At 62.7% G+C, this 13,952-nt stretch carries 9 protein-coding genes and 2 tRNA genes; all 11 read right to left on the reverse strand.

Features of this window, described 5'->3' with window-relative positions:
* Positions 1–219: 219 nt before the first annotated feature.
* The 11 genes from AAA069_RS03515 to AAA069_RS03565 all read right to left on the reverse strand — a co-directional run bounded on the left by AAA069_RS03515 (position 220) and on the right by AAA069_RS03565 (position 13,938).
* The gene (locus tag AAA069_RS03515; RefSeq protein WP_349127583.1) at positions 220–2,916 is read right to left on the reverse strand and encodes a valine--tRNA ligase; all 2,697 of its coding nucleotides are present in this window, start codon (positions 2,914–2,916) and stop codon (positions 220–222) included.
* Positions 2,917–3,253: 337 nt separating this feature from the next.
* Entirely contained in the window at positions 3,254–4,660 is a 1,407-nt protein-coding gene (clpX, locus tag AAA069_RS03520) for an ATP-dependent Clp protease ATP-binding subunit ClpX (protein WP_349127584.1), read from the reverse strand.
* Between the two features lies 1 nt (position 4,661).
* Positions 4,662–5,282, reverse strand: coding sequence for an ATP-dependent Clp protease proteolytic subunit (locus AAA069_RS03525; RefSeq protein ID WP_055309566.1), 621 nt, complete (start codon positions 5,280–5,282; stop codon positions 4,662–4,664).
* A 163-nt stretch (positions 5,283–5,445) separates the two neighbouring features.
* Positions 5,446–6,747, reverse strand: coding sequence for a trigger factor (gene tig, locus AAA069_RS03530; protein WP_349127585.1), 1,302 nt, complete (start codon positions 6,745–6,747; stop codon positions 5,446–5,448).
* Between the two features lie 87 nt (positions 6,748–6,834).
* A tRNA-Leu gene (locus AAA069_RS03535) sits at positions 6,835–6,918 on the reverse strand.
* 141 nt (positions 6,919–7,059) lie between these two features.
* Positions 7,060–9,891, reverse strand: a complete 2,832-nt coding sequence (locus AAA069_RS03540; RefSeq protein ID WP_349127586.1) for a molybdopterin cofactor-binding domain-containing protein — start codon at positions 9,889–9,891, stop codon at positions 7,060–7,062.
* Positions 9,891–10,793: an FAD binding domain-containing protein gene (locus AAA069_RS03545; protein ID WP_349127587.1), complete on the reverse strand. Its 903-nt coding sequence runs from the start codon at positions 10,791–10,793 to the stop codon at positions 9,891–9,893. The genes AAA069_RS03540 and AAA069_RS03545 overlap by 1 nt, the downstream gene beginning before the upstream one ends.
* A 242-nt stretch (positions 10,794–11,035) precedes the next feature.
* Entirely contained in the window at positions 11,036–12,391 is a 1,356-nt protein-coding gene (gene gdhA / locus AAA069_RS03550) for an NADP-specific glutamate dehydrogenase (RefSeq protein WP_349127588.1), read from the reverse strand.
* 251 nt (positions 12,392–12,642) lie between these two features.
* Positions 12,643–13,038 carry a DUF3343 domain-containing protein gene (locus AAA069_RS03555; RefSeq protein WP_152067696.1) on the reverse strand — a complete coding sequence of 132 codons (396 nt, stop codon included), beginning with the start codon at positions 13,036–13,038 and terminating at the stop codon, positions 12,643–12,645.
* Positions 13,039–13,053: 15 nt separating this feature from the next.
* Entirely contained in the window at positions 13,054–13,686 is a 633-nt protein-coding gene (locus AAA069_RS03560; RefSeq protein WP_349127589.1) for a molybdenum cofactor guanylyltransferase, read from the reverse strand.
* Positions 13,687–13,841: 155 nt separating this feature from the next.
* Positions 13,842–13,938 (reverse strand) — tRNA-Sec (locus AAA069_RS03565).
* Positions 13,939–13,952: the final 14 nt, after the last annotated feature.

The following is a 13,952-nucleotide window of genomic DNA, read 5'->3' on the forward strand; positions in this document are numbered from 1 at the left end:
CATTCAAAATATCAGCCAAACACCGCTTGCAGCAGAATCAAGGCCACAACCAAGTGGCCCTATCAGGCACCGGACACCCCCGTAATCGCTATGGGAGCGGTTTGGGGCTTTGCTCGATACAAGTTCCGCACGAGCCGAAGGCCACTTAATGTGGCCTTCGTGCGAGCAGGACTGTCCGCAGTAGCGAGCAAAGCCCCAAACCGCGTCCCCCAGTAACGCTTACGAGAAGTCAGCAACCTGAGCAGTCAGCGCCGCCAGGATCTCCTTGAGCTCAGCTGCACGGTCCCTCTTCTTCTGGACCACGGCAGGCGCGGCCTTGGCCACAAAGCCCTCGTTGGCGAGTGTCTTCTCGCAGCCGGCGAGCTCCTTCTGCGCCGCGGCAATCTCCTTCTCCAGGCGTGCCTTCTCGGCCGAAAGATCAACCTTGCCCTCGAGCACCACAAAGGCCTCGACGCCGCTGTCGACCACGGCAATACTCGCAGCCGGCTTCTCAACGTCGGTACCCATGACCAGCGAAGCGGTGTTGGCCAGCGGCTCAATGGTCGAGCGCAGGCTCTCGAGCTTCTCGATATCCTCGGCACCGGCGCGCACGACAACGTCAAGCTCGGCCTTGGGGCTCAAGCGATAACGCGAACGCGTGGCGCGGGCGGCGGAAACGACGGCGCGGCACAGCTCAAACGCGCGCTCGGCGTCCTCGTCAACATACTTGGCGTAGTCGGCGGGCTCGGGCCACTTGGCGATCATGAGCGCCTCGGCGCGGTCAACGTTGCCCTCGGCATCCAGGTCGAGCACGCTCGCCGGCATGTTGTCCCAAATCTCCTCTGTAACAAACGGCATAAGCGGGTGCATCAGGCGAATGGAAGTATCGAGCACAAAGATCAGGTTGCGCTGCGCCTGCAGACGGCCCTCGCCCTTCAGGCGGGCCTTGGTGACCTCGACGTACCAGTCGCAGACCTCGTTCCAGAAGAACTGCTGCACGCCGCGGGCCATGTCGCCAAAGGTGTAGTTCTCAATACCCTCGGTGACCATCTTGACGGCCTTTGCCAGGCGGCTGAACATCCAGGCGTCTGCCGGCGTCTCCACAACGGGCTCGCCGGGCGTGTAGCCCTCCATGTTCATAAGCAGGAAGCGGCTGGCGTTCCAGATCTTGGTCACAAACGACTTGGCCTGCTCGGTGCGCGGGCTGTCGATGAGCTTCTTGGTCTTCTTGTCGATGTTCGCGTCGAACTTGACGTCCTGGTTGTTGGTGCACAGCGTGAGCAGGTTGTAGCGCATGGCGTCGGCGCCGTACATGCCAATGAGATCCATGGGGTCAACGCCGTTGCCCTTGGACTTGGACATGCGGCTGCCGTCCTTGGCAAGAATCGTCGGGTAGATGACGACGTCCTTAAACGGCACCTCGTCCAGGAAGTACAGCGAGCTCATGACCATGCGGGCGACCCACAGCGCGATGATGTCGCGCGCGGTGACCAGCGCCGTCGTGGGGTGATGACCCTCGAGCAGCTCGGGCTTTTGCGGCCAACCCTGCGTGGCGAAGGTCCACAGCTGCGAGCTGAACCAGGTGTCCAGCACGTTCTCGTCCTGATGCACGTGGTGGCCGCCGCACTTGGGGCACACGTCGGTGTCCTCGGTAAGGGCGTCCTCCCAGCCGCAGTCCTCGCAGTAGAACACGGGGATGCGGTGGCCCCACCACAGCTGGCGCGAGATGCACCAGTCCTTAAGGTTCTCCATCCAGGTGGTGTAGGTCTGCGTCCAGCGCGCGGGGTGGAAGGTGACCTTGCCGGAGTTGACGGCGTCGAGCGCCGGCCCCTTGAGCTTGTCGACGGCCACAAACCACTGCTCAGAAAGCCACGGCTCAAGCGCGGCGTCGCAACGGTAGCAGTGCATGACGGAGTGATCGAGGTCCTCGACGTGATCGAGCAGGTCGTGCTCCTCGAACCACTTGATGACGGCCTCGCGGCACTCGTCGCGGTTCATGCCGGTGAACTCGCCGTAGCCCTCGACGACCACCGCGTGCTCGTCGAAGATGTTGATCTGCGGCAGGTCGTGGGCCTGACCCATGGCGTAATCATTGGGGTCGTGAGCAGGCGTGACCTTGACGAAGCCGGAGCCAAAATTGGCGTCGACATGCCAATCCTCAAAGATGGGGATCTCGCGGTCCACGATGGGGAGCTTGACGGTCTTACCCACAAAAGCGGCCTTCTCGGGGTCCTTCGGGGAGACGGCGACGCCCGTGTCGCCGAGCATGGTCTCGGGGCGCGTGGTGGCAACGACGATGTAATCCTGGCCGTTGACCGGCTCGGTCAACGGGTAGCGCAGGTGCCACAGGTGGCCCTTCTCGTCCTTATATTCGGCCTCGTCGTCCGAGATGGCGGTGGTGCAGTTGGGGCACCAGTTGACGATGCGCTTGCCGCGGTAGATCAGACCGTCGTGGTACCAGTCGCAAAAGACCTTGCGTACGGCCTGCGCGTAGTCCTCGTCCATGGTAAAGCGCTCGTTATCAAAGTCGACGGAGCAGCCCATACGCTTGATCTGCTCGACGATGATGCCGCCGTACTCGTGGGTCCAGTCCCAGCAGGCGTCGACAAACTTGTCGCGGCCAATCTCCAGGCGGCTGATGCCCTCGCTCTTGAGCTTCTTGTCGACCTTGGTCTGCGTAGCGATACCGGCATGGTCGGTGCCGAGCACCCAGCGCGTGGACTTACCGCGCATGCGAGCCATACGAATGATGGCGTCCTGGATGGAGTCGTCGGTAGCGTGGCCCATGTGGAGCTTGCCAGTCACGTTGGGAGGCGGAATGGTGACGGTGCAGTCGCCCACGCCCTCACGGCGCTTGTAATAGCCGCCGTCGAGCCACTTCTGCAGGATCGCCGGCTCGTTGGTCGACGGATCGTAGTTCTTGGGCATTTCTTCCATATATCTCTCCCTTGCCCGTCGGCGTGTCCACCTGCTTGGTTTTCGCTCGGTCAGGTCCTGACTCGCACGAAGAGCACATTAAGTGCTCTTCGGCTCGTGCGGAATCTACGAAAACCAAGCAGGCGGACACGCCTTAGGTATCGATTACTTCAGTCTGAAGGTACTAACTTGACAATCTCACAGAATAGCACAGGCATACCTGCCGAAAAGGGACAGGTTTATTTTGGTAGGTTTTATCAGGGGAAACGACATTTGCCCATATAAAACCGACCAAAATAAACCTGTCCCTAAATGGCAGGCCCCGCGGTGGTTGCCGCGGGGCCTGGATTCAAGCTATTTACCCGTAGATGCGCTGGGGCTGTTCTTCGCCCTTTACGGAGGCTTCGGTCACGATGACCTTGACGACACCCTCCTCGCTGGGGAGGTCGAACATCGTCTGCTGCAGCACGTCCTCGCAGATGGAGCGCAGGCCTCGGGCGCCGGTCTTGCGGGCGAGCGCCATGCGGGCGATCTCGTGCAGAGCCGCGTCCTCAAACTCAAGTTCAACGTCCTCGAGTTGGAACATCTTGCGGTACTGGCGCACCACGGCGTTCTTGGGCTCGGTCAGAATCGACACCAGGTCGTCCTCGTCGAGCGCCTGCGTCTGGGTGACGACGGGCGTACGGCCCACGAACTCGGGGATCATGCCAAAGGCGTTGAGGTCCTGCGGGAGCACCTGACGCAGCAGGTCGTTCTCGTCGACCGAGGTGGGGCCGGCGATCTCGGAGTTAAAGCCCACGCCCTTGTTGCCCACGCGATCGGCGATGATCTTGTCCAGACCCACAAAGGCACCGCCGCAGATGAACAGGATGTTGGTCGTGTCAATCTGCAGCAGCTCCTGCTGGGGATGTTTGCGGCCGCCGGTGGGCGGAACGCTTGCCACCGTTCCCTCAAGGATCTTAAGCAGTGCCTGCTGAACGCCCTCGCCCGAGACATCGCGGGTAATGGAAAGGTTCTCGGCCTTGCGGGCGATCTTGTCGATCTCGTCCACGTAGATAATGCCAACCTGAGCGCGCTCAATGTCGCCATCGGCAGCATTGATAAGCTTGAGCAGGATGTTCTCCACGTCCTCACCCACGTAACCTGCCTCGGTAAGCGCGGTGGCGTCGGCGATGGCAAACGGCACCTCGAGGATGCGCGCAAGCGTCTGGGCGAGCAGGGTCTTGCCGGTACCGGTGGGACCGAGCAGCAAAATGTTGGACTTAGCGAGCTCTACCTCGTCCATATCGTCGTCGAACTGCGAGCCCATGCCGTCGTCAAAGGCAGACACCGCGGCGCCGCCCTCAATCACGCGGCGATAGTGGTTGTACACGGCCACCGACATGGCGCGCTTGGCGTCCTCCTGACCCATAACATAGGCCGAAAGCTCGTCATAGATCTCGTGCGGCGTCGGCACGTGCGTGATGACCTGGCGGTCGTCCTCGAGCTCAAAGCCCTCGGTCTCGGGGTCCACGGCGGGCTGGGATGTAGCCTGACCATGGTCGTTGAGGAAGCCCGGCAGCTTGCCGTTGCGGGCAGCGTCCATAAAGTCCGAAGCCAGCGACTCCTCCAGAATCTCGGAACAGGCGGCGACGCACTCGTCACAGATAAAGATGTTGGTCGGGCCCTTTACGAGACGGCGTACCTGCCCCTGCTCTTTTCCGCAGAAGGAGCAGCGGATGGGGTTGCCGTTCTCGTCGAAGTTGTCCTGCATGTTACCTGCCATCCTAGGCGTCCTTCGCGGCGAGATCGCGCGAGGTGACGATACGGTCGATCAGACCGTAGTCGAGGGCCTCGGAAGCGGTCAGGTAGTTGTCGCGCTCGGTATCGGCCTGGACCTTCTCGATGGGCTGGCCCGAGGCATCGGACAGGATCTGGTTGAGCTCGCGACGGGTCTTCTTGATCTCCTCGGCAACGATCTCAATCTCGGTCTGCTGACCCTGGGCACCGCCGCTGGGCTGGTGAATCATGACCTTAGAGTGCGGCAGGCAGAAGCGCTTGCCCTTGGCGCCGGCCGAAAGCAGCACGGCGGCCATAGACGCGGCCATACCGACGCAAATCGTCGAGACCTGCGGCTTGATGAAGTTCATGGTGTCCAGAATCGCCAGGCCGGAGTAGACCTCGCCGCCGGGCGAATTGATGTAGAGCGAGATATCCTTCTCGGCATCCTGGCTCTCAAGATGCAGCAGCTGGGCAACGACCAGGTTGGCACTGACGGAGTTGATCTCCTCGCCCAAGAAGATGATGCGGTCGTTGAGCAGGCGCGAATAGATATCGTAGCTGCGCTCGCCGCGCGGCGTCTGCTCGATAACGTATGGCACGAGGGCGGAATCGAACTTGGCGATCATACGCATCTCCATTTCTCTCTTGCGGACCAAATTGGTTCTAGATAAACGTACGGTGCCCGCATGCTATGCATTGGCTGGCACCGTACGAAGCAACCGGATAACCGGTGTATAACTTTACCCCATCACGGGCGCACCCATGCGCTCGCGGGCAAGGTGGCGAGAATTACTCGGCGTCCTTGGCGGTCTCGTCGACCTCGGTCACCTTGGCGTTCTCGACCAGGTGGTCGACGGCCTTGGAGCGACGGATGGACTCGCGGACGGCAGGCATGCGGCCATCGGCGATGAACTCGGCCTTGGAAGCCTCGACGTCCTTGACGCCGGCCTTCTCGAACTCGGCGTTGATGTCGTCCTCGGTAACCTCAATCTTGAGCTCACGGGCGAGGGCGTCCAGAGCCAGGGACTCACGGGCAACGTCGTTGGCCTGCTTGTGCAGGTCGCCGATGAACTGCTCCATGGTCAGACCGGAAGCGGGCAGCCAGGTGTCCAGCGTCATGCCACGAGCAGCGAGATTGGACAGGAAGTTCTGGCCGAGCTCCTCAAAGACGGACTGCTCGTAGTCGGCGTCCATCTCGTCGAGCTGCAGACGCTCGGCGAGAGCGGAGACGCAACGGTTCTCCTTCTCGGCCGGGAGGCGGGAAGCCTTGTCCTGCTCGATCTCGACCTTGATGGCGTCGCGCATAGCGTCGATGCTGTCGAAGCCAAAGTCGGACTTGACGAGCTCGTCGGTGAGCTCGGGGGTGTTGCGGACCTTGATGCCCTTGACGGTGACCTCGACGGTGTGGGTCTCGGCCTCCTCGCCCTCCTCGACCTCGTCGGTCCAGGTGACGGTCTTGACGTCGTCAACGTTAGCGCCGATCAGGGCCTCGTTGAACTCCTTGGGGTTGCTGTCGCTACCGGCGATGAGCATACGGCCCTCGGCGGCAAAGTTGTCGGCGTTCTCGACGGCCTTGAGGTCGACAGTGACGTAATCCTCGGCCTCGACGGCGCGACCCTCGACGTCCTCGAAGGTGGCACGGTAGTTGAGGAGCATCTCGACCTGGTTGTTGATCTCGGACTCGGTGACCTCCGCAGGGGGCATCTCGATCTCGACAGCGTCGAAGGAGGAGAGCTCAGCGGCGGGACGCAGGGAGAACTCGACGGTGTAGGTGTAGTCCTCGTGATCCTTGGCGAGGTCGAGCTCCTTGTAGTCACCGTTCTTGGTGGGGACGATGTCCAGCTCGTTGAGGACGGCGGGCTCGTTGGCGGCGATCAGGTCGTTGGTGGCCTGAGCGAGGGTAGCCTCGGCGCCAAGAGCGGAGTCGATGACCGGACGGGGGGCCTTGCCGGCACGGAAGCCCGGGAAGCGGTACTTCTTGGCGGTGTCCTTGTAGGCCTTCTTGATCGCGGCGTCGACGTCGGCGGCCGGGATGGTGACCGTAGCGGTGAGCTTGGCGTCCTTGACGTCAGAAGCGGTGATGTTCAACACGTTCCTCCTCATACTGCCCAGCTTATCTGAGGTGCTGGTACCTTTATGCAACAAGCGTCGCGAGGGCATAAGCCGACGCGGGTGCGTTGGTGCGGGCGAAAGGACTCGAACCTTCACGGGAATCCCACCAGAACCTAAATCTGGCGCGTCTACCAATTCCGCCACGCCCGCATGAGCGCACAGACTAGGAATGATAGCAGATACGAACGACAAGCGCACGCACACGTTTTACAGGCTCACGACCTCACCACGAGTGCAAAAGGCGGGGCGAGTTGCCCCGCCCCCGCCAATTACGACTTGTTCGCTGACCCGCTACTCCCCCAGCAGGGCCTTCTCGGGCGTGATGGGCAGCGAGCGAACCTGATGTCCGGTGGCGTGTGCCACGGCCGAGGCCACGGCGGCGAGCGGCGTGTTGATGACGACCTCGCCGATCGACTTGGCGCCAAACGGACCCGTCGGCTCGTAGCTCGGCTCAAAGGCCACGCGAATGCTGCCGATATCCAGACGTGTGGGCAGCTTGTAGCTCATAAAGTTGCCGGTACGCAGGCGGCCGCGGTCATCGTGCTCGACGATCTCGTAGAGCGCGTGACCGATGCCCTGGGCAATGCCGCCCTCGGCCTGGACGCGCGCGAGTGCCTCGTTGATCACGGTGCCGCAGTCCACGGCCGCCGCGTAGTCCACCACGGTCACCTTGCCGGTGGCCTTGTCGACCTCAACCTCGGCAATGCCGGCCATAAACGGCGGGGGCGAAACGGGCAGGCAGGCAGAGGCATGCGAGGTGAGCGCGTCGCCGCCCGCGATGTTCTTGACGCACAGGTTGGCAAAGTCGCGCAGCGTGAGGTAGCGGTTCTGCTCGCGCGCGGCACGCTCGTCGGACAGACGCACGTACTGGCCATCAAATACCACATCGGCGGTGTCCACGTCCCACATCTGGGCTGCCTTGGCGCAAATCTTCTCACGCAGCTCGGTCGCGGCGTTCTTGGCGGCAAGGCCCGTGACGTACGTACCCGAGCTCGCGTACGAGCCGGCGTCGAACGGCGACACATCGGTGTCCACGCCGCGCACCACGATCAGCGAGCTCTCCACGCCCAGCTCCTCGGCGGCAATCTGCGCCAGGATCGTATCGACGCCCATGCCGTTATCGGTGGCGCCGGTGCCAATGGTAATGAAGCCATCCTCTTCCAGGCGCATGTCGATGCCGGCGATGTCCACGTTGGAGATGCCCGAGCCCTGCATGGTGAGCGCGCAGCCCAGGGCGCGCACGCGGTCGCCCAGGTCGACGGCCAGCGGCTTGTCGCGCCAGCCGATCATGTCCATCGCGCGCAGCAGGCAGCGGTCGAGCGCGCAGGCGTTGAGCTTCTCGTTGTAGTACTGCGGCATGATCTCGCCCTCGCGCACGATGTTCTTAAGGCGCAGGTCGGCGGGGTCCATGTGCAGCATGTCGGCGAGCTCGTTGACAGCGCTCTCCACGGCAAACTGGCCCTGGGTGGCACCGTAACCGCGATACGCGCCGCCGCGGTTGGTATTGGTGTAGACGGCGTCCCAGCTAAAGCGGCTCGCCTTCACGTGGTTGTAGATGGGCAGGCTCTTGTGGCCCGAGAGGCCGATCGTCGTGGTGGCGTGCTCGCCGTACGCGCCGGCGTTGGACAGCGTGTGCAGGTCGATGGCCGTGATGGTGCCGTCGTTCATGGCGCCCAGCTTAACGGTCATCTGCATCTGGTGGCGCGAGTTGCCCGCAGTGATGGTCTCCTCGCGGGTGTAGCAGCAATAGCTCGGACGGCCGGTCTGCTGGGTGACGAACGCCACGAAGATCTCGCAGCAGCCCGTCTGCTTGGAGCCAAAGCCGCCACCGATGCGCGGCTTAATGACCTGCACCTGCGACTGCGGAATATCGAGCGACTGCGCGACCATGCGGCGCACGTGGAAGGGCACCTGCGTGGAGGTGGTCACCGAGATGCGCCCAAACGCGTCGGTCGTCGCGAAGGCTCGGAAGGTCTCCATGGGCGCGGTCTGCGTGGCCTGGCTGGTGTAGGTGCGCTCAAAGACGATGTCGCTCTGGGCGAACGCCTCGTCAAGGTTGCCAAAATCGCTCGTGCCACTGCACACCAGGTTGCGGGGCACGTCGCCGCCCTGCGGGAACATAAAGGTCACGTCGCCCTCGGGGTGAACCACGATGTCGTTATCAAGCGCCTTGGTAAAGTCGAGCAGCGGCTCAAGCACCTCATAGTCGACCTTAATGAGTTTGAGCGCTTTGTCGGCGGCCTCCTCGGTCTCGGCAGCGACGATCGCCACCTCCTCGTTTTGGTAACGGACGAGGTTCTCGAGAATCAGGCGGTCATAGGGACTCGGCTGCGGATAGCTCTGACCGGCGATGGTAAAGCGGCGCTGGGGCACGTCCTCATAGGTGTAGACGCCCACGACGCCGGGCACCTTCAGGGCGCGCGACGTATCGATGGAGCGAATCTTGGCGCGGGCATAGGGGCTGCGCTTGAGTTTGACGATGAGCGCACCGGCGGGCACCATATCGCCGGTGTAGACGGGACGACCCTCGAGCAGGGCCTTCGAGTCCTTCTTGGGCTGTTTGTGGGTAATCTGCTTGTAGGAGACGCCATCGCAGCTGGTGTTATTGACCGGCAGCTCGGGCATCTCAAAGCCCACCTGCACGCCAGACTCGTTGAGGAAGCGAACGATGGCGCGCAGCTGGCTCTCGTAGCCGCTGCAGCGGCAGAGGTTGCCGGCGAGCTGGCGCGAGAGCTCCTCGCGCGTGGCGACGAGGCTCGGGTCCTCCTTGGCGGCGCGGGCGAGCGCCAGCACGTTCATGATGAGGCCGGGGGCGCAAAAACCGCACTGCTCGGCGCCTTCGGCTGCCATTGCGCGGGCGAGCGCCTCGGACTCGGCCTTGAGGCCCTCGAGCGTGGTGATGGTATGGCCCTCAACACGGGCGGCGGGAACCGAGCAGCTCAGTACCGGGTCGCCGTCGAGCCACACCGTGCACAGACCGCAGTTGGTGGTCTCACAGGCACAGCGTACCGACGCGCAGCCCTGCTCGCGCAGCAGCGCAAAGAGCATGGTGTCGGGGGCAATCTGAACCTTGACCTTGCGGCCGTTGAGCGTAAAGGAAAGATCGATGAGTTTGGCAGCCATTAGCGCACCTCGCTAGAATCGACGCCGGGCACGCGGCGGCAGGAATACTCGTCCGTGGCAAACTTAGGAATCTGCACGCCCTCGAGCTCGCGGGCAAGCGCGGCCGAAAGCTCGATGCCGGCGGCGCGGCGCACGGCCTGAATCGCAAGCGGGGCCGAGATGCGGCGGCGGTAGTCGGCCGAGCCCCACAGGTTGGTACCGTAGCTCAGGGCACGCACGGATGCGGCCAGAGCACGCAGCTCGTCCTCGGAAGGCTGCTCGCCGGAAAGGCCACACGCCTCGCCCTGCAGCAGGGTCGCGCGCAGCGGGCGGGCGCCCACGGTGACGTGCCAGGTGTTGTCCCACCAGGCGGCGGTGACGTTTAAGGAGGGGAAGTCGGTCGCGGCCTTGCGCACGGCCTCGTAGCTCGCACGGTAATCGTGCTTGACGACCACGATGTGCTCGATCACGTCGCGCGCGTAACCCATGTCGACGAACTCGGCGAGCGGCACGCGACCGGCGCCCGTCAGCTCAACATAGGAATCGAGCGCCAGGAAAGCCGAGAGCACGTCCGAGAAGCCAAAGCGGCCGTAGATGCTGCCGCCCACCGTGGCGGTATTGCGCAGCTGCACGCCCACGATATCGTGGACGGCGAACTCAAAGACATGGTTGACAAGCGCGTTGAGCTCGGCATGGCGCTCGAGCTGGCGCAGGGTGCACATGGCGCCGATGCGAAACTCGGTCTCGGTCTCCTCGATCTGATCGAGTCCGCAGGCCGAAAGGTCAATCGCCGTCGCCACGCGACGCGAACCCAGGCGCATCCAGATGCCGCCGCCCACAATCTTGTTGTTGCGGTTCTTCTGTAAGAGCTCATAGGCTTCGGCCGCGTTTCCAACACGGACGTAGGTACCGAACTTGAGCACGTTCTCCCCCATCTCTTCACTTGTCCAGTACTTTTAAGTGTACCAAACGAGGGGCCGCACACTGTTTTAGGACAAAATCCACCCACCCATCCATAACTTGCGGTGATATACGGACTGACTAGCCGTTCTGGAACGCAAAACAGTCCGTATATCACCGCAAGTTATGAGGAGTCCTCCGGGATAGAAAAGGCTCCCAGCCGGAATGGCTGGGAGCCTCATCACATGCTATGTCGAGCGAAGATTTAGCAGACGCCCTGGGCGAGCATAGCGTCGGCGACCTTCAGGAAGCCGGCGATGTTGGCGCCCATAACGAAGTTGCCCTCCTGGCCATACTCCTTGGCGGTGTCGTCCACGTTATGGAACATGCCGCGCATGAGCTGCTCGAGCTTGCCGTCGACCTCCTCGAAGGTCCAGGACAGGTGCTCGGCGTTCTGGCTCATCTCCAGGCCGGACACGAGCACGCCACCGGCGTTGGCAGCCTTACCAGGCATAAAGGCGACGCCGTTCTCCTGGAAGTAGGTCGTGGCCTCGATGGTCGTGGGCATGTTCGCGCCCTCACCGACCACCTTGCAGCCGTTGGCGACGAGCGCCTGGGCGTCCTCGAGCAGCAGCGTGTTCTCGCGAGCGCAGGGCAGCGCGATGTCGCAGGGCAGCTGCCACACGCCGCGGCCGTCGCCCTCGTGCCACGTGGCATTGGGCTTCTCGTCGACGTACATAGCGAGCGTAACGCCCTTGTCGTGGCCGGAGCGCTTCTTGTTGTAGACATGCTCGAGCACGGTGTAGTCGATGCCGTCGGGATCCTCGACCCAGCCATGGGTGTCGGAGCAGGCCAGCACCTTACCGCCGAGCTGAGAGACCTTCTGGACCGCGTAGATGGCGACGTTACCGGAGCCGTGAACGACGACGTTCTTGCCCTCGAAGGAGTCGCCGCGGCTCTTGAGGTACTCGTCCACAAAGTAGGCCAGGCCGTAGCCGGTAGCCTCGGTACGGGCGAGCGAACCACCAAAGGAGAGGCCCTTGCCGGTGAGGACGCCGCTCCACTCGTTGGTCAGGCGCTTGTACTGACCGAACAGGTAGGCAACCTCGCGGCCGCCAACGCCCAGGTCACCGGCGGGAACGTCGGTGTTGGGGCCAATGTGGCGATAGAGCTCGGTCATGAAGGACTGGCAGAAGTGCATGATCTCGTTGTTGGACTTGCCCTTGGGGTCAAAGTCGGAACCGCCCTTGCCGCCGCCCATGGGAAGGGTGGTCAGGCTGTTCTTGAGGATCTGCTCCAGGCCCAGGAACTTGAGCATGCCCAGGGTGACCGTCGGGTTAAAGCGCAGGCCGCCCTTGTAGGGTCCAATGGCAGAGTTGAACTCGACGCGGTAGCCGCGGTTGACCTGGACCTTGCCCTGGTCGTCGACCCAGGGGACACGGAACATGACGATGCGCTCGGGCTCGACGAGGCGCTCAAGCAGGGCGGCCTCCTCGTACTCGGGATGGGCGTCGAGCGCCGGCTGGATGGTGCCGAGGATCTCGGTCGCGGCCTGGATGAACTCAGGCTGCTCGGGATAGCGGGCCTTGAGCTCGTCGAGAACTTTCTGCGTGTAGCTCATGCTTCCTCCAATTGATGGAAAAGAAAAGTGTCGTTCGAGGCGCCCCATGCGCCGCGAGCTTTATCGAGTATGGATAATATCGCACTGTTGCAGCAAAGTTTCGCATAAGCCGACAAGCAGATGTTTCGTTTTGATTACGATGCAGGTAGAAGCGTTTTTGAGCACCCAACGCGCAAATCGCGTGTTTCGAAGCTGTTTCGTCCACATGTTCCAAACCACCACATTGGGCACCTTTGTGGTGGTGTTGGTGGTTAGAGGACGAGCTGATGGTAGTCGGCGGGGGTTATGCGGCCTTCGGTGGCAGCGCGGAAGGCGGCAAGCGCATCGCCCGAGAACGGCATGGCCCAGCACAGGCCGCAACCCGCGGTAATGGAGCCCGGCAATGGCATGATGCGCCCGGGCACGCCGGCATCCAGGCACAGCTGCTCGCATTCCATCACATCGAAGGTGCTGTCAAACGACACGATGATCTTGCGCTCATGTTCGAGGGCATCACCGGATGGGCCTTCGAGGTGTGCCTCACGATACGCCGCGGCGGCCGCTTCCTCTTCCGCAGTATGCCCACAGCCACCGCAGCCGCAGGTACAGGGCTCGGAACCATCGCAAGTGCAAGGCTCTCCCGTGTCGGGACAAATATCGTGAGACATGGCAACTCCAATCGTCTAGGCAAGCAACTCGGCCGCCGCAAACTCCTCGGGCGTATTGACGTTCTCGAAGCAGAGCGTCGAGCCTGCGGCCTTAACGATCTGCGGTTCATCCATATAACCAGCCTGAACGCGATTGATCAGGCAGCGAATGCGCTGGCGGTCGCAGGCGAGCAGCTCTTGGGAAACTGACGCACACGCGTCACGGCGCCAGACGGCGCAAAGCGGCTCAATCCCCCGCTCCTCGCGCGGCACGCACACGTCGAGCGCCTCGGCCTCAACACGATCGGCAAGCGCGCCAATGAGTTCCGGCGAGACAAACGGCATATCGCAGGCGACGATCGCTACGAGCGGCAATCGGGCCGCGGCCAACGAGCTCGCGATGCCTCGCATGGCGCCCGCCGACCCTTCAAGGTCCGCCACCACACGCGGCACCAAGCCGCCAAACGCGCACTCCTCAAGGTAGGCAAGCTCGCTGGGACGCGAAGTCGTCACGACTAACTCGCCGGCAACTGGCGCCAGCCGACCCAGCACGCGCTCGATGAGCGGCTCGCCGCAAAACGCCATGCGCGCCTTATCGCAGCCCATGCGCGAGGACAGCCCGCCCGCCTGGACGACACAAGAAAGATCGGCCCGTCTTACGGTAGTCATACGGCAAAACACCTCCATCGGCACGTTCAAAACCCAACGCACGGGATCAGTTACCGTAGACGGCATGACAGGCGACACGGCTGACCCGTACAAAAACAAAACAGCGCCTTTGCGGCACGCAGCAAGACCGCGAGCACAAAAGCGCTGGTAGCGTATGGCGGGAACGTATGTGAATCGAACACATCCAAGACGTTTTGCACGCCTCGCAACGGTTTTGAGGACCGCGGAGCCCACCGGAGCCCATCCGTTCCCAAGTGCGGCGGTAT

The organism is Collinsella sp. CLA-SR-H006 (assembly GCF_040097075.1).
GTDB lineage: Bacteria > Actinomycetota > Coriobacteriia > Coriobacteriales > Coriobacteriaceae > Collinsella.